The following is a 15,152-nucleotide window of genomic DNA, read 5'->3' on the forward strand; positions in this document are numbered from 1 at the left end:
ATAGAGAAACACCTCGCTTGAGGATGTTTGAACGACTCATGTTCACTCCAATAAAACTGCGACAGGTAAGCCACCCAACTGTGGGAGCGAGCCCGCTCGCGATGACGGCGGCACATTCAAAATCGATACAAGCTGACCCACCGCTATCGCGAGCAGGCTCGCTCCCACAGGGGATGGCCTATACCTCGGAATCCCAGATCACCGTGACATTGCCGCTATAAGCCTTGGCGCCACTGTCGAGCATCTCTTCGACCTGGCTGCGCCCTACTTCGAAGTGCAGGGTCCCTGATCGACGATCGACATAAAAACTTGGCTGGAACAGTTCGGTGCCGCTGCCATCACGCAGTAGCCGACGCTGGTTGACCGGTTGCCCAGCGGCGTCGGTCAAGCCCTCGGGCAGGCTGACGCTGACATCCACCGGCACGGCGTGGCCGGTGGCGGTTTCGGCGATCGCGCAGGTATTGCCACTGACGTATTGGCATTCGAGCGCCATCTTGAAACGCGAAGAAGCGGAGATATGGAAGCGTTGGTCACGGAACAGCCGGGTCGGTTTGCGACCGCTGTTGAGCCAGGACTGCCAACCTTCCTGGGGGACAAGTTCCACGCGGTTACCGCCGGGAGGAACATCCACCTTGAGCGTATGCTCGACGTCGAGCTTGAAATTGAATGTAATAACCGAATCACTGGGAAGCATGACATCGCCCATGTCGAAGTCCTGTCTCGGACCAACCCTATAGGTCAGCGCTCCTGTGTACTGGCCGGACGACATGTTCAAAGGATTGGGGGTACGCAGCTCATAGGTGTAATCCAAGTGGCGGTACATCATGCTGGGAATATGGTAGCGAGCCCTTTTGGCGCATATACCTTCAACCGGGGTTTTCCAGAAAAAACCGTACTTAACGGAGGTCATGGGTGAGTTTCCCCCGAATTGACATGGCGATGGAGGAGTGACCCATGTTGAGCCCCACAACATGCCATGGGCTTGTCTGTCGCTGACCCCTCCGCCTACCAACTCGACCGCGGAGCGAGGAAGTTCATACATCGAACCTATGGCGGTCACGCGCATTTGGACAACTTCGGTCTCGCCGGTACTTGCATGGGTTACTTCTGTGGTGCGCCAGTCGGTGGGCACCTTGAACATCGCACCTTGCCGGACGTCTCCATGGTTCGCCTCGATCGGGCCGGCTGAACTGAAGGTGATGGGCAATCGAATACTGAACATCGTCTGCCCGCACTGCCCCGGGTAGGTTGAACAGTAGCCACTGACCGGCGTGGTATTCAGGAATTTATTTTCCTGGGGTTTCGAGGGATCCGGTCTGAAGACCGCAGTGATATCCCGAGTCAAGGCATTGGCCACCGGTACGCAGGCAAACAACAACACCGAGGCCATACTGCGCACCGCAACCGAAAAGGGTTTCATTTATACAACCTCATACATCAAGACAAATCACGGCAAATAGGCGGTGAGAGACTCACCTGTTGGAGCAAGGCTTGCCCGCGATGCAGGCGCCCCGGTCTTCAACTGAATCGCTTTATCGTTCATCGCGAGCAAGCTTTGCTCCCACAGCTTCATGAGCGCTGTTTCGCACTGTCGGCGCCGGCCACCGTCGTATCGGCCAGGGTGTCCGGGGTGCAGCGCAAGTCGCCGATCATCAACACATCGCCTTCGCGCTCGGCGTTGTCCGGGTCAAGGCGGAACCGGCAAAACAATTCGCTGCCGTAGCGCACTTCCAGGGTGGGCGAGCTGGCATTCATTTCCATGGAGAAGAATCCGTCCGCCTCGCTGACTCCACGACTGGCGTGGTTGATCACGTGATGGCCCCGCAGCGGCTCGCCCTGTTCGTCCACCAGACGCCCGAGCACGGTCACGGTTTTCATCACCTGGATCTTGCGGTAGTCCACGCCACCTTTATTCAGGTGATAACGGGTACGTGAGGGCTCGATATTCGCCGCCGGCGGATGCACACCGTCGAAGTCGAAGGTCACCATGCTGTTCTTGTAAGCGGTGATGGGGATGAAGTTGCGGCCCGGGCGCAATGTCGTGCTGCCACCGGTCAAGTCGTCGGCACGCAAGGCGACATCGTCCAGGTCGGTTTCCACGTCGACGATCATCCCCGCGCCGCGCCCTTGGGGCACCCCGGTGAAGGCGGTTTTCTGGCCGCCCACGGCTACGGTGCTGCTCAGGTTCAAGCCGCCGGTAAGGTTGTCGTTATAGGACGAGCGCTGGACGAAGCCGTCGCCGTACAGCGAGTCAGTCATGAAACTGGCGATGCCGGACAGACCCACGCCATAGGTGTCGGCCAACGCCGTGGCGGAGACACTTTGCAATACGTGGTCCTGCAGGTCCCGGCGATAGGTTACCGAGGCATTGTTGTCCCGATCCCCGTCCCGTGATGTGCGGGTGCCAATGCTGCCCGACCAGTACTCGCCCGGCCCGCCCAACGCGACACTGACGCTCAGGTCGATGCCACGATTACGCCGCTCGGCGGTACTCGACGTACCAGGGCGGTCAAACACCGACACCCGCCAGTTGGCATCGCTGCCACGCAACTTGCCGCGTTGGGTCCAGCCCAGATCCAGGCCGGTGCCCTGGACGTTGCCTTCGCTGTAGGCCAATCGTCCATTGATGGAGGTCTTGTTGCTCAAGCGATGGTTGACCGACAGCGAGGAGTTGCTGGTCTGGCCGACGAACACGTTGCGTTGGCGGATGCGGGTGCCGTCCGCCAGGGTTTCATAGGTGTTGCGGGTGTCCAGCCAGCTGCGGTTGTGGCTCGCCACGACGCTGCCCTGGCCATAGCTGTACAGGCCTTGCACGTCCATGCCGGTGCCGTACTGCTGGGTCTGATAGACGTTGGCGTACAGGCTGGTGTTGCTGCCTAGCGTCCAGTCCACCGAGGTGCCCACTTGCAGTTTGTCCTGCACCTGGCGCGTGGAGGCGCCGAGGATCACCCGGGGATGCAGCAGGTAATTGAGGCCCACGCCTGCCGTGGTGAAACCCGAGGGCTGGTCTTCCCAGTTGCTCCAGAGCCTGGTTTCGCGCCCGGCGAACAGGTTGTAGCGCCAGCGATCCTCGGAATTACTCCAATTATTGGGCTTGTAGACCAGCTCCTGGCTGGTGGCGGTTGTTTGCCCGTCCTCGACCAGGCGCACTTCCACTTCATAGATGCCGCCAGGCAAGGGCCGGGTGTCCAGGCTCTGCAAGCCGGCGCTGACCGCCTGGGTATTGATCAACAGACCGTTGCGATAGATCTCCACCGAAGCCTGACGGCTGGCGGTGACATAAATGGGGTAGACGCTGGGCTTGGGGTTTTCGACCACCAGGCTGTCGGAGCTGCCGTACATCACGCCGAGTGCGGTGTCCGGGTTGGCACCGAACGAACGGATCTGACGGTTCAAGCCATCGGAACTGGGAGTGAAATAACCCAGGCGGAAAAAACTCCCTTCCATCTCCCGTTGGGTGTAAAGCTCATGGACGGCGTGGTACAGCTTGTCGTCCGGGCCGCCAAGGCGCGAAAGCTGAAGGTCCAGTGACTGGCTCCAGTTGCCCAGGCTGGAACTGGCGTTGAGGCCATAACGCCCGCCCGTGTCCTGCTCCTGGCCGCCATTGATATTCAGTTGGTTGTTGAAGATCAGGCCGAGGCTGCCGCCTTCCGGCTGATCGTGGTAACGCTTGATTTCGTTGGCTCGTTCCACGTCCCTGGTCAGGATCGACACCAATGAGTTTTCCAGGCTGTAGTGCACAGCCAACAGCCCGGCCGGGCATTTGCCTTCACAGGCGCCCAGCTTTTGTCCTTGCTTGAGATGCTGTTCCCATTGCTCGCGCTCGACAGCTTTTATCGGGCTGTCCTGGGTGTCGTTGAATTCGAGCAGGGTAATACGATCATCCCGGGTCAAGACCACCATGGCTTCACCGAGATACTGTTGATTGAGTTCGACACGAACCGCCAGAGGCACATCGAAAAAGTGCGATTCAAACTCGGCCGGCAGCCCCTTGGCCTGGGCTAGCAGACTTCTGGGAGTGGTACCGGGGGCAGTCGGCGCAGCCAATGCACTCGCGCACAAAAATAGCGCGAGGGCACCCGCGATGGGTGTCATCGGAAACATCAACGGATTCTCATAATCAGCGAACGATCAGGGCGTTTCAGGTGCGGGCCGCCCGGCAGGGGAGCGCCGGACGGCCTGCGGCAATGCCCGTGGAATGAGGTGAAACTCACCGGGCATCGAACAGCATCACGGACGAGGCACGGCGTCGAAGATCACGGTCATGTCGGCGGTGTACAGGCCGTTCTGGGTATCCAGAGGCTTGGCTGCGACGATGGTCATGTCAGCCTGGGTACCTGGAGTGGACGTTGCGTCATCCACCACTTCTTGAGAGGTGGCGGTCAGGGTGACACCGTTGAACTTGGTGGTCAGGGCGATGGCATCACTGCCGTTGTACAGCGATGCCGGGCCACCTTCGATGTAGGCATGAACCGAACCGTTGGTGTTCTTCACGTCGAAGGTCTGGCGCAGCGAAGTCAAGGTGCCGCTGACAGTGTTGTAGCTCATGACCTCGTCTTTACCGAAGTTCGGGTCACGTGGCTGCACGTGGAACTGCAGGGTCGGGATGTTCGCGGTGATGTGGATGGAGGAACGTGCATCATCGAGCGCGAAGACCAACGAGGAACTCAAGGCAGCGGCGGTCAGGGAAGCAGCGGTTACGAATTGTTTGAGCATGTTGTTAACACCTGTTCTTGGCATAAAGAGAGGGTTGAAGTTGCAGCCCAACAACCGCTTGGCCTGCCCCTTCAACGCCGGGGCATGATCGGCTCTCTTTAATAAAAAATAAGCAGGCACTTTCCCACAAGCATGTAGTACATCCGGCATATAAAACAGAGAAAAAGACACTAAGTTTGATAAAAAAGAAGTTTGGATGTCAGAAACAACCCACATAACCAGGCCACACGGGACTTAATCATTACAAATCTATGCAACCCCTATTCCCGGCGACCCCGGACATAGAGCATTCGTGTAAGGTTTTTTTGCAAACCTGAAGTAAGCCCCGGTAAATAAAAATACATCTTAGTTCCAGAATATATCGAAGATACATCTTTGGATAAAGATATATCTCACTTCTATCTTATGCAGAATGGAGAACAGGCATATGACAGTTACTTATTCCCTTCCCAAACACGATGGCTTCGAAGGTCGCCCGGCAGTCCGTGAGCGTGGCAGCCGTGGACCGAGGATCTTCGCCTCCGGTGACCTGAAATTGCTGTCGCTGGCGCTGATTGCCGAACAGCCTTGCCATGGTTATGACCTGATCCGCCGGATCGAGCAGATGTTCGACGGCGCCTACAGCCCCAGCCCCGGCGTGATCTATCCGGCCCTGACCTTCCTGGAAATGAGCTCAATGGTCACCTGCGGGGTCGACGACGGAAAAAAATGCTACAGCGTGACCGACGCCGGACGTCTATCCCTTGAAGACCAGGCCGAGGCGCTGGAGGAGGTGCGGATGCGCATTGAAACCAGCAAGCGCACGTTGCGCGGGCAGGATCGCCCCCCGGAAATCCACGAAGCGGTGTATAACTTGCGACATGCGCTGCAAAAGCACCACGGCCGCTGGAGCCCGGAAGAAACCCAGCGGGTGCGCGACCTGCTCAACGACACCGCCAAAGCCATCATCGACGGCCCCGACCGTCCACCTGTTTCGGAGTCAAGCAATGACTGAAGTCGATCCAAACACCATTCACCGCGTCAACCACGAGATCAAACGCCGCCGCCTGGAAGTCTTGCGCGTGCAAGACCTGACCCCACGCATGCGCCGCATCACCGTCGGCGGGCCGGAACTGGCCGGGTTCGTCAGCCTGGGCACGGATGATCACGTGAAGCTGTTTTTCCCGCAGAACGCCGAGGAACGCGCCGCCCTGGACACCATCGACCCAAGCGCCGGCAAGGCCCAGGGCCCGATGCCGGAAATGCGCGACTACACTCCGCGCCGTTATGACCTGGACACCCTGGAGCTGGACATCGATTTCGTGCTCCACGGCGACGGCCCTGCCGCGACCTGGGCGACCCAGGCGACGCCCGGGCAATACCTCAACATCGGCGGGCCACGAGGTTCGATGATCGTGCCGGACATCTTCGACAGCTACCTGCTGATCGGCGACGAAACCGCCCTCCCCGCCATCGCCCGCCGCCTCGAAGGCCTGGCGCCCAACCGCCGGGCGCTGGTGGTGGTGGAAGTGGAAAACGGTGCCGAGCAGCAGATTCTCCAGAGCCCGGCACACGTGCAGGTGATATGGGTGCTGCGCGAAGGTCGTCAGGACAACCTGCTGACCACCGTTCAACAACTGGAAATGCCCAGTGGCAAGCTGTACGCCTGGGTCGCCACCGAGAGCAAGGTATCGCGGCAGATTCGCAAGGTGTTGCTCGAGGAGAAGGGGTTGAATCAGGAGTTCTTGAAGGCGGTGGGGTATTGGAAGGCCGATGACAGTGAGGAAGATTGAGGGACTGGCAGTGGCTGAAGTACCCTTCATCCACTGAGCGCCCCCCTGTGGCGAGGGGATTTATCCCCGCTGGGCTGCGAAGCAGCCCCCCCAACAGTTACCTCACTCTATCTGATCTACCGAGTTGTCTGGTTTTGGGCTGCTTCGCAGCCCAGCAGGGATAAATTTCCTCGCCAGAGTTGAATCTCCTCACCACAGGGCAATCGCTGTCCTTTAATGTCTTGATCAAACATCTCACCAGGTACCCCACCCCCATGCTTTTCCTGCTCGCCTACATCGCCAGCGTCGTGCTGATCAACTTCGCGTTCTCCGCCGCGCCACACCTGGACATCATCTGGTCGGCCTGGGGTGGCCTGGTGTTTATCCTGCGGGACATGGTGCAGACCCGCTTCGGCCATGGCGCCATCGTGGCGATGTTGGCGGCGCTGGTGTTGTCCTACCTCACCTCGGATCCGACCATCGCCCTGGCCAGCGCCACGGCGTTCGCAGTGTCCGAGTGCATCGACTGGCTGGTGTTCACCATCACCAAGCGTCCGCTGCACGATCGGCTGTGGATAAGTTCAGCCCTGAGCATTCCCCTGGACACCTTTATCTTCTTCGGTCTGATCGACGCCCTGACGCCGCCCGTGGTGGTCACTGCCCTGGCCTCGAAGTTCGCCGGGGTCACGGTGGTCTGGCTGATCATGGCCTGGCGTTTACGCAAGCAAACCGTCGCCGGCTGAAGCCAAACCCCGTGGTTCATGTAAAATGCCGCGCTTTCTCCCTATGGGAAGCACGCCCGGCGCGCAACCCGCGATGATCCGCTCCTGTTTGAGGACCTTCAGATGACCCGTATCGGAACTCCATTGTCGCCCACCGCGACCCGCGTTTTGTTGTGTGGCAGCGGTGAGCTGGGCAAGGAAGTGGTAATCGAGCTGCAGCGCCTGGGCGTTGAAGTGATTGCCGTGGATCGCTATGCCAACGCGCCGGCCATGCAAGTGGCCCACCGCAGCCATGTGATCAATATGCTCGACGGTGCCGCCCTGCGTGCGGTGATCGAGGCCGAGAAGCCGCATTTCATCGTGCCGGAAATCGAAGCCATCGCCACCGCTACCCTGGTGGAACTGGAAGCCGAAGGCTTCACCGTGATCCCTACCGCCCGTGCCGCGCAGTTGACCATGAACCGCGAAGGCATTCGGCGCCTGGCCGCCGAAGAGCTGGGCCTGCCGACTTCGCCGTACTTCTTCGCCGACACCGTCGAAGACTACCGCAAAGCCGTCGAAACCCTGGGTTTCCCCTGCGTGGTCAAGCCTGTGATGAGTTCGTCGGGCAAAGGCCAGAGCCTGCTGCGCAGTGCCGATGACGTGCAGAAAGCCTGGGACTACGCCCAGGAAGGCGGCCGTGCCGGCAAGGGCCGGGTGATCATCGAAGGCTTCATCGATTTCGACTATGAGATCACCCTGCTCACCGTGCGCCATGTCGGCGGCACCACCTTCTGCGCGCCGGTCGGCCACCGTCAGGAAAAAGGCGACTATCAGGAGTCCTGGCAGCCACAGGCGATGAGCCCGGCGGCCCTGGCCGAATCCGAGCGCGTGGCCAAGGCGGTGACCGAGGCCCTGGGTGGTCGCGGCCTGTTTGGCGTCGAGCTGTTCATCAAGGGTGATCAGGTGTGGTTCAGCGAAGTCTCGCCGCGCCCCCACGACACCGGGCTGGTGACGTTGATTTCCCAGGATCTGTCGCAGTTCGCCCTGCACGCCCGCGCCATCCTCGGCCTGCCGATCCCGCTGATCCGCCAGTTCGGCCCATCGGCCTCGGCGGTGATCCTGGTGGAAGGCCAGTCGACCCAGACCGCCTTTGCCAACCTCGGCGCCGCCCTGAGCGAACCGGACACCGCCCTGCGCCTGTTCGGCAAACCGGAAGTCAACGGCCAGCGCCGCCTGGGCGTGGCCCTGGCCCGTGACGAATCCATCGACGCTGCCCGCGCCAAGGCGACCCGGGCGTCCCAGGCCGTCAAGATCGAGTTGTAAAACCTGGGGCGGAATAAGTCCCCTCGCCACAAAGCCGGGTGCAACCTCAACCTGAGTGAAATTGGCGCAAAAAAAGGCGACACCCGCAAAGGTGTCGCCTTTTTCATGAGCGCCGGTTTTGCTTAATCCGGCAGCTTGTACGCAATCACATAATCACCCTGCTTGGTGCCCAAGGAACCATGACCACCGGCGACGACCAGCACGTATTGCTTGCCGTCCTTGCCGGTGTAGGTCATCGGCGTGGTCTGAGCGCCGGCAGGCAGGCGGCCTTCCCACAGTTGCTTGCCGTTTTTCACGTCATAGGCACGCAGGTACTGGTCGAGGGTGCCGCTGAGGAACGCCAGGCCGCTGGCGGTGGTGAAGGTGCCGCCCAGGCTCGGTACGCCCATGCTCAGCGGGATTGGTACCGGCGAGCTGTCACGCACGGTGCCGTTCTTGTGCTTCCACAGGATTTTGTTGTTGGTCAGGTCGACTGCGGCGACATAACCCCAGGCCGGAGCCTGGCAAGGCAGGCCCATGGGCGAGAGTAACGCTTCGAGGATCACGCCATACGGTGCGCCCTTGTTCGGCTGCACGCCTTCGGTTTCGCTCTTGCGCCCCGGCCCACCGGCCACTTCTGCCGCCGGTACGAGCCTGGACTTGAACGCCATGTAGCTCGGGTTGACGAAGGCGATCTGGCGCAGCGGGTCGACCGAAATGCCGCCCCAGTCGAACACGCCGAAGTTGCCCGGGTAAACGATCGAACCCTGCAACGACGGTGGGGTGAACATGCCCTCATAGCGCAGCGACTTGAAGTCGATCCGGCACAGCATCTGGTCGAACGGGGTCACGCCCCACATGTCCCGCTCCTTGAGGACCGGCGGCACCAGGTTCAGGTCAGACATCGGTTGGGTCGGCGAGGTGTGATCGCCTTCCACCGCGCCTTGTGGCACCGGGATTTCCTTGATCGGGATGATCGGCTGGCCGTTACTACGGTCAAGCACGTAGATGCTGCCTTGCTTGGTGGAAGCCAACACAGCCGGCTTCACACCGTCGGCAGTCTTCATGTCCATCAGGGTCGGTTGACCGCCGACGTCCATGTCCCACAGATCGTGGTGAGTGAACTGGAAGTACCAGCGCACCTTGCCGGTAGCGATGTCCAGGGCGGTCAGGCCGGCGGAGTATTTCTCCGATTCCGGCGTGCGATTACCACCGAACTGGTCGGGGGTCTGGTTGCCCATCGGCAGGTAGAGCATGCCGAGTTTTTCATCGACGCTGAACATGGACCACATGTTCGGCGAGTTGCGGGTGTAGGTCTGGCCTTCGGCAATCGGCGTGGTGTCGTCCGGTTTGCCGCTGTCCCAGTTCCACACCAGCTTGCCGGTGTGCACGTCGTAGGCGCGGATCACACCGCTTGGCTCGTCGGTGGAAACGTTATCGGTGACGTGACCGCCGATCACTACCAGGTTTTGGGTGACTGCCGGTGGCGACGTCGAGTAGTAACCACCCGCCGTGAAACCACCGATATTGGCGGTCAGGTCGACCTGGCCTTTGTCGCCGAAGTCTTCGCACATCTTGCCGGTGTCGGCGTTGAGGGCGATCAGGCGGGTGTCGGCGGTTGGCAGGAAAATCCGCCGTGGGCACACACTGCTGGCCGGTGTGGCGCTGGCGGTGCCGGTAGGGCTCTGTTCGGCCGAGGCGTAGACGGCGTCATCGTGATAGGTCACGCCACGGCAGGTCATGTGGGCCCAACCTTTGAAGTTTTCCGCTTTTTGCGTGGAAAGCTTCGGATCGAAACGCCAGATTTCCTTGCCGGTTTCCGGCTCCAGGGCAATCACCTGGCTGTGGGGCGTGCACACGTAGAGCATGCCGTTGACCTTCAGCGGGGTGTTTTCCGCAGTGGTCTCACCCGGGTCGTTCGGCCCTGGCAGGTCGCCGGTTCGATAGGTCCAGGCCGGCACCAGTTTGCTGACGTTCTCGGGGGTGATCTGCGCCAGCGGCGAATAACGGTCGCCATGGGCGCTGCGGCCGTAGGAATTCCAGTCGCCATCGGGCATCGTCGGTGCGGTGTTGGCCATGCCCGGCACGCTGTCGCGGTCCAGTTGGCCCTTGATCTCGCCCGGGTTGGTGAACTGGCTGGCCAGTGCGGCAATACCGGCGATGACCACGGCGGCGCCCAATGCGCGGGTTCCCATGGCCGGGGCATCGGCGGTCAACAACGGGCGGCGGAACCATGGCAGCAGCATGACGATGCCCAAGGCAAACAGCAGCGCCAGGCGCGGCACCAGTTGCCACCAGTCCAGGCCCACTTCCCACAACGCCCACACGGTGCTGGCGAACAGCACCAGCGCGTACAGGCCCAGGGCTGCGCGACGGGCCATGATCAGCAGCACACCGGTCAGCGCCAGGCCGATACCGGCCAGCAGGTAATACCACGAGCCGCCAAGCGTGCTCAGCTTGACTCCCCCGGCCAACAGGGCCAGGCCCATCAATAGAAGCAGAATGCCGAGCAGGCTCGGTAGCAGACGGCTTCGACTCAAAGCACCCTCAGTGCTCATAGTGTGATTCTCCGTGACGTTTTAAGGAGTCCCGCGCAAGTAGTCACTGTAGATGACGATCTTGCGGGGGCATGGTTCAGTTGCAATAGGCAATTCGTTGCCACGATCCCTTGTGGGAGCGAGCTTGCTCGCGATGGCTGTGTATCAGTTGGCTTCAATGCTGGATGTGCAATCGCTATCGCGAGCAAGCTCGCTCCCACAGAAAACCAGTTCGTCATACACTCGAAGACAGCGCTGTCTTTCAGAATCCGAACATCGGGCTTTCGTTGATATTTGACTGGGAATGAGCCGAGCGCAGAAGCTTCACCACAACAGCAGAAGCGTTTCAGCAGGCCGCGCAAGGATAATGGCCTGTTATCAATAGAGAAAGCGCTTTTGCTGACATGGATCATTTCGGTTTTGGTAACAGTGTGCCAGGCACGATCCTGGCCTTGAGACGAGCCTATGAAGGCTATGCTTCCACCACGAGGGCACCTCGGCTAAGGTGCGCGGTTTTATCCCTATTCGCGCAAAGGCCTGCCATGAACGAACCGAACAACAACCCGCTGCACGGCGTGACGCTGGAGCAGATCCTCAACGCCCTGGTGCAACACTACGAATGGTCGGGCCTGGCCGAGCGCATCGATATCCGTTGCTTCAAGAGCGACCCGAGCATCAAGTCGAGCCTGACCTTCCTGCGCAAGACGCCGTGGGCGCGGGAAAAAGTCGAGCGCCTGTACATCAAGTTGATGCGCACCAAGCGGCCAGTCTGAGCGGTGGGCATGGATCTGCGTCTTCCTCCCGCACGGCTCGTGGCGGTGGCGGCGCTGCTCGGCTGGACGGGTTTGAGCGTCCAGCTGTACCTGATTCTGTTGGGCCGATGGGAACTGGGGGCGAGCCTGCTGGGCGGGCTGGTGAACTTCTTCAGCTTCTTCACGGTATTGACCAACATCTTGGTGGCGGTGGTGTTGACCTGGGAACTGACCCCTCGCGAATCTGCGGCGCGGCGCTGGTTCCTGCAGCCTGGCGTACGCAGCGGCATCGCCGTGAGCATCGCCCTGGTCAGTCTGGCCTATAACCTGCTGTTGCGGCACCTGTGGCAACCCGAGGGCTGGCAGTTCGTGGCCGACGAGTTGCTGCACGATGTGATGCCGCTGCTGTACCTCGCCTATTGGTGGCTGTACGTGCCCAAAGGCACCTTGCGCCTGGGCCACATCGGGCTATGGGTGATCTACCCCTTGGTGTATTTCGCCTATCTGCTGCTACGCGGGGACTTATTGGCGGCCTACCCCTACCCTTTCATCGACGTAGCGACCCTGGGTTATCCACAGGTGTTCATCAATGCCGGGGGGATATTGGTGGGGTTTATCGGGATTGCGTTGGCGGTGATGGGGGTTGATCGGTGGTTGGGCCGACGCCTCAGTTAAGCCAAATCGCTGATCCACTGTGGGAGCTCGCTCCCACAGGAGGTTGTGTTCACAAATGGACATCAGCGTCTGGCCGGCAACATCCACACCAACCCACTGCTCTTGGCCCGCTCATGACACAACGCCAAGACGCTGCGCCGCTCCTCGTTGTCCATCCGGCTCCAACGGGTGATTTCCGCCACGGTGCGCTGGCAGCCGGTACAGATGTCGTCATCGTCCAGCGCGCAGATGTTCACGCAGGGCGAAGGCACCGGGCGTTCGGGGGCATTCATTGTTCTTGCTCAGCGAGGTCGCGGGCATAGCGCTGCGCGTTGTGGACGTAGTGGGCCGCGCTGGCCTCGAGCATTTTTTTCTGAGCCTCGGTCAATTCCCGCACCACCTTGCCAGGTGAGCCCATCACCAGGGAACCGTCGGGGATCTCCTTGTTTTCGCCGATCAGCGCGTTGGCGCCGATGATGCAGTTCTTGCCGATCTTCGCCCCGTTGAGAATCACCGCGTTGATGCCAATGAGGCTGTAGTCGCCCACCGTGCAGCCGTGGAGCATGGCGTTGTGGCCGATGGTCACGCCAGTGCCGATGGTCAGCGGGTAGCCCATGTCGGTGTGCATCACCGTGCCGTCCTGCACGTTGCTGTGCTTGCCGATCAGGATCAGTTCATTGTCGCCACGCAGTACGGCGTTGAACCAGACACTGGCGCCCTCTTCGAGGCGGACCTTGCCCACCAGCGTGGCGTTGGGCGCGACCCAGCTTTGTGGGTGGGTTTCGACACGGGCATCGCCCAGGCGGTATTTCATGGGAATCCTCGGGGCTTCAGGTATTGATGAAACTCTTGGGCGGTGTGTGCAGATCGATGCCAGCGTCGTACAACAGGTTCACCAGCTCGACCACCATGATCGCCGTCAGGCCCCAGATCTTGTATTCGCCAAAGCGATAGCTGGGCACGTACCAGCTGCAACCCTGGTAATCGATGCGGTGCGTGTGCTCACGGGGATCCTTGCGGAAAAACTCCAGCGGCACGCTGAACACTGCGGCGATCTCGGCATCGTTGGCCTGGTACTCGACGTAATCGGGAATCACCCCGACATAAGGCGTGACCTTGATGCCGTGCAGTGAGATCAGCGGGCTGAGGGGACCGATCACTTCCACCAGGCCGGGGGGCAGGCCGATTTCTTCCTCGGCTTCGCGCAGGGCGGTGAAAATCAGGTCCGGATCTTCCGGGTCGCGGCGCCCGCCGGGGAACGCCACTTCGCCGCCATGGGTCGAGAGACCGCTGGCGCGCAGGGTCAGGACCAGTTCCGGTTCGTCACTGCGGGTAATCGGCACCAGCACCGCCGCTTCAGGGAAACGTCGGTCGGTCTCCAGGGTTCGCGGGGTATGGTTGCTTACTCGATGCAGTAGCTCGTCCAGCATGAGACTTCTCGATTCATTCGCTACCTTGCATCATGCACCAATCGAGCAAGGTGCCCAACCCCCGCACCGCGTCGTGTCGCGAAACGACAACTTGCCGACCCCGCCCTCGCACGCCAAGATAGGCGCAGCATTCAGGAATCCAAGCATGAAATTCTGCAGCCAGTGCGGTAACCCGGTGACCCAGCGCATACCCGAAGGCGACTCGCGCCTGCGCTTTGTCTGCGACACCTGCCACACCATCCATTACCAGAACCCCAACATCGTCGCCGGTTGCGTGCCGACCTGGGGCAGCAAAGTCTTGTTGTGCCGACGCGCCATCGAGCCACGGCGCGGTTACTGGACCCTGCCGGCGGGCTTCATGGAGAACGGCGAAACGGTCGAACAGGCTGCCGTGCGCGAAACCGCCGAAGAAGCCTGCGCCCGCGTGCGAAATTTGAGCATTTATACGCTGATCGACGTACCGCACATCAGCCAAGTGCATGTATTCTTCCGCGCCGAGCTGGTAGACGAGGATTTCGCCGCCGGCCCCGAGAGCCTGGAAGTGAAACTGTTCGAAGAAGCGGAGATTCCCTGGGATGAACTGGCGTTCCGCACGGTGGGCCGCACCTTGGAATATTTCTACGCGGACCGACGAGCCGAGGATTACCCGGTGCGATCCGAATCGATCCCGCCGCTGGCTCAGCCTGCCAATACATAAAAAATCAATATAGCCGCGACACCTCTAGGGATATCGTTTCAATGCGCTGGTTGCTTGTCCTGTTCTGCTTGTCGTTCACCGCTGTGTCCCAGGCCTCTGCGTTGGGAACCTACAACGGCAAAACCATCGAAAAAGTGCTGGTGCTCAAGTCCGCCCATCAATTGCAATTGATCAACGACGGCAAACCGCTCAAGACCTATCGCATCTCCCTGGGCAAGGGCGCCAAGAAAGGCCCCAAGCTGATCGAAGGCGACAAGCGCACTCCCGAGGGTTTCTACTGGATCGACTGGCGCAAGACCAGCGACCGTTTCTACCTGTCGATGCACATCTCCTACCCCAACATCAGCGACTCCGCCCGCGCCCGCCGTGAAGGCGTGGAACCGGGGGGCATGATCATGATCCACGGCACCCCGGATTCGGAAGAAAACCCCGAGCAGCTGTTCCACACGCTGGATTGGACCGATGGCTGCATTGCCATGCGCAATGTGGACATGCGCGAGGTTTGGAACCTGGTGCCGGATGGGACGATGATCGAGATCCGCCCGTAGCACCCGACCACACATGAGTTCCCTGTGGCGAGGGGATAAATCCCCTCGCCACAGAAGTCGG

General features: G+C 60.6%; 15 protein-coding genes. 8 read left to right on the forward strand and 7 right to left on the reverse strand.

What is annotated here, in order from left to right:
- Nucleotides 1–178: 178 nt before the first annotated feature.
- The 3 genes from J9870_RS23590 to J9870_RS23600 all read right to left on the reverse strand — a co-directional run bounded on the left by J9870_RS23590 (nt 179) and on the right by J9870_RS23600 (nt 4,716).
- On the reverse strand, nt 179–1,420 hold the full coding sequence (locus J9870_RS23590; protein WP_210640589.1) for a hypothetical protein: 1,242 nt from the start codon (nt 1,418–1,420) through the stop codon (nt 179–181).
- A 149-nt stretch (nt 1,421–1,569) separates the two neighbouring features.
- Nucleotides 1,570–4,104, reverse strand: a complete 2,535-nt coding sequence (locus J9870_RS23595; RefSeq protein ID WP_210640591.1) for a CS1-pili formation C-terminal domain-containing protein — start codon at nt 4,102–4,104, stop codon at nt 1,570–1,572.
- A gap of 126 nt (nt 4,105–4,230) precedes the next feature.
- Nucleotides 4,231–4,716, reverse strand: coding sequence for a CS1 type fimbrial major subunit (locus J9870_RS23600; protein WP_210640593.1), 486 nt, complete (start codon nt 4,714–4,716; stop codon nt 4,231–4,233).
- Between the two features lie 427 nt (nt 4,717–5,143).
- On the opposite strand from J9870_RS23600, the gene J9870_RS23605 reads away from it, so the two are divergent.
- The 4 genes from J9870_RS23605 to purT all read left to right on the forward strand — a co-directional run bounded on the left by J9870_RS23605 (nt 5,144) and on the right by purT (nt 8,494).
- Complete coding sequence (locus J9870_RS23605; RefSeq protein WP_210640595.1) at nt 5,144–5,710, forward strand: PadR family transcriptional regulator; 567 nt, start codon at nt 5,144–5,146, stop codon at nt 5,708–5,710.
- Complete coding sequence (locus J9870_RS23610) at nt 5,703–6,488, forward strand: siderophore-interacting protein (RefSeq protein WP_210640597.1); 786 nt, start codon at nt 5,703–5,705, stop codon at nt 6,486–6,488. The genes J9870_RS23605 and J9870_RS23610 overlap by 8 nt, the downstream gene beginning before the upstream one ends.
- 254 nt (nt 6,489–6,742) lie before the next feature.
- Nucleotides 6,743–7,210: a VUT family protein gene (locus tag J9870_RS23615; RefSeq protein WP_210640598.1), complete on the forward strand. Its 468-nt coding sequence runs from the start codon at nt 6,743–6,745 to the stop codon at nt 7,208–7,210.
- 102 nt (nt 7,211–7,312) lie between these two features.
- Entirely contained in the window at nt 7,313–8,494 is a 1,182-nt protein-coding gene (gene purT / locus J9870_RS23620) for a formate-dependent phosphoribosylglycinamide formyltransferase (protein WP_210640600.1), read from the forward strand.
- A 122-nt stretch (nt 8,495–8,616) separates the two neighbouring features.
- Here purT and J9870_RS23625 read toward each other — a convergent pair whose 3' ends face one another.
- Nucleotides 8,617–11,031: a glucose/quinate/shikimate family membrane-bound PQQ-dependent dehydrogenase gene (locus J9870_RS23625; RefSeq protein WP_210640602.1), complete on the reverse strand. Its 2,415-nt coding sequence runs from the start codon at nt 11,029–11,031 to the stop codon at nt 8,617–8,619.
- A 521-nt stretch (nt 11,032–11,552) separates the two neighbouring features.
- On the opposite strand from J9870_RS23625, the gene J9870_RS23630 reads away from it, so the two are divergent.
- Both J9870_RS23630 and J9870_RS23635 read left to right on the forward strand, forming a co-directional pair.
- Nucleotides 11,553–11,783, forward strand: a complete 231-nt coding sequence (locus tag J9870_RS23630) for a VF530 family protein (RefSeq protein WP_135847012.1) — start codon at nt 11,553–11,555, stop codon at nt 11,781–11,783.
- Nucleotides 11,784–11,792: 9 nt separating this feature from the next.
- The gene (locus J9870_RS23635; protein ID WP_210640603.1) at nt 11,793–12,437 is read left to right on the forward strand and encodes a Pr6Pr family membrane protein; all 645 of its coding nucleotides are present in this window, start codon (nt 11,793–11,795) and stop codon (nt 12,435–12,437) included.
- Nucleotides 12,438–12,499: 62 nt separating this feature from the next.
- Here J9870_RS23635 and J9870_RS23640 read toward each other — a convergent pair whose 3' ends face one another.
- Genes J9870_RS23640 through J9870_RS23650 form a run of 3 tightly spaced genes read right to left on the reverse strand, consistent with a single transcriptional unit; the run spans nt 12,500 to nt 13,846 of the window.
- Nucleotides 12,500–12,709 carry a DUF1289 domain-containing protein gene (locus J9870_RS23640; RefSeq protein WP_210640605.1) on the reverse strand — a complete coding sequence of 70 codons (210 nt, stop codon included), beginning with the start codon at nt 12,707–12,709 and terminating at the stop codon, nt 12,500–12,502.
- Complete coding sequence (locus J9870_RS23645; RefSeq protein ID WP_210640607.1) at nt 12,706–13,230, reverse strand: gamma carbonic anhydrase family protein; 525 nt, start codon at nt 13,228–13,230, stop codon at nt 12,706–12,708. Before J9870_RS23645 ends, J9870_RS23640 begins: the two co-directional genes overlap by 4 nt.
- Nucleotides 13,231–13,246: 16 nt before the next feature.
- Entirely contained in the window at nt 13,247–13,846 is a 600-nt protein-coding gene (locus tag J9870_RS23650) for a CoA pyrophosphatase (RefSeq protein WP_135847016.1), read from the reverse strand.
- Between the two features lie 145 nt (nt 13,847–13,991).
- Here J9870_RS23650 and J9870_RS23655 point away from each other — a divergent pair, with 145 nt between their 5' ends.
- Nucleotides 13,992–14,543 (forward strand): NUDIX hydrolase, encoded by a 552-nt coding sequence (locus tag J9870_RS23655; RefSeq protein ID WP_210640609.1) that lies wholly within the window; start codon nt 13,992–13,994, stop codon nt 14,541–14,543.
- Nucleotides 14,544–14,584: 41 nt separating this feature from the next.
- Nucleotides 14,585–15,091 (forward strand): L,D-transpeptidase family protein, encoded by a 507-nt coding sequence (locus J9870_RS23660; protein WP_135847018.1) that lies wholly within the window; start codon nt 14,585–14,587, stop codon nt 15,089–15,091.
- The last annotated feature ends 61 nt before the right edge of the window (nt 15,092–15,152 follow it).

Origin of the sequence: Pseudomonas sp. Tri1 (assembly GCF_017968885.1) — a bacterium.
In the GTDB taxonomy this organism is placed as follows: domain Bacteria; phylum Pseudomonadota; class Gammaproteobacteria; order Pseudomonadales; family Pseudomonadaceae; genus Aquipseudomonas.

Bases quoted from the DNA above. Each gene is read 5' to 3' on its own strand.
- J9870_RS23645 (WP_210640607.1), bottom strand. From the start codon at position 13,230: ATGAAATACCGCCTGGGCGATGCCCGTGTCGAAACCCACCCACAAAGC.
- J9870_RS23660 (WP_135847018.1), top strand. From the start codon at position 14,585: ATGCGCTGGTTGCTTGTCCTGTTCTGCTTGTCGTTCACCGCTGTGTCC.
- J9870_RS23600 (WP_210640593.1), bottom strand. From the start codon at position 4,716: ATGCTCAAACAATTCGTAACCGCTGCTTCCCTGACCGCCGCTGCCTTG.
- J9870_RS23615 (WP_210640598.1), top strand. From the start codon at position 6,743: ATGCTTTTCCTGCTCGCCTACATCGCCAGCGTCGTGCTGATCAACTTC.
- J9870_RS23635 (WP_210640603.1), top strand. From the start codon at position 11,793: ATGGATCTGCGTCTTCCTCCCGCACGGCTCGTGGCGGTGGCGGCGCTG.
- purT (WP_210640600.1), top strand. From the start codon at position 7,313: ATGACCCGTATCGGAACTCCATTGTCGCCCACCGCGACCCGCGTTTTG.
- J9870_RS23605 (WP_210640595.1), top strand. From the start codon at position 5,144: ATGACAGTTACTTATTCCCTTCCCAAACACGATGGCTTCGAAGGTCGC.
- J9870_RS23590 (WP_210640589.1), bottom strand. From the start codon at position 1,420: ATGAAACCCTTTTCGGTTGCGGTGCGCAGTATGGCCTCGGTGTTGTTG.
- J9870_RS23655 (WP_210640609.1), top strand. From the start codon at position 13,992: ATGAAATTCTGCAGCCAGTGCGGTAACCCGGTGACCCAGCGCATACCC.
- J9870_RS23650 (WP_135847016.1), bottom strand. From the start codon at position 13,846: ATGCTGGACGAGCTACTGCATCGAGTAAGCAACCATACCCCGCGAACC.
- J9870_RS23625 (WP_210640602.1), bottom strand. From the start codon at position 11,031: ATGAGCACTGAGGGTGCTTTGAGTCGAAGCCGTCTGCTACCGAGCCTG.
- J9870_RS23595 (WP_210640591.1), bottom strand. From the start codon at position 4,104: ATGTTTCCGATGACACCCATCGCGGGTGCCCTCGCGCTATTTTTGTGC.
- J9870_RS23640 (WP_210640605.1), bottom strand. From the start codon at position 12,709: ATGAATGCCCCCGAACGCCCGGTGCCTTCGCCCTGCGTGAACATCTGC.
- J9870_RS23630 (WP_135847012.1), top strand. From the start codon at position 11,553: ATGAACGAACCGAACAACAACCCGCTGCACGGCGTGACGCTGGAGCAG.
- J9870_RS23610 (WP_210640597.1), top strand. From the start codon at position 5,703: ATGACTGAAGTCGATCCAAACACCATTCACCGCGTCAACCACGAGATC.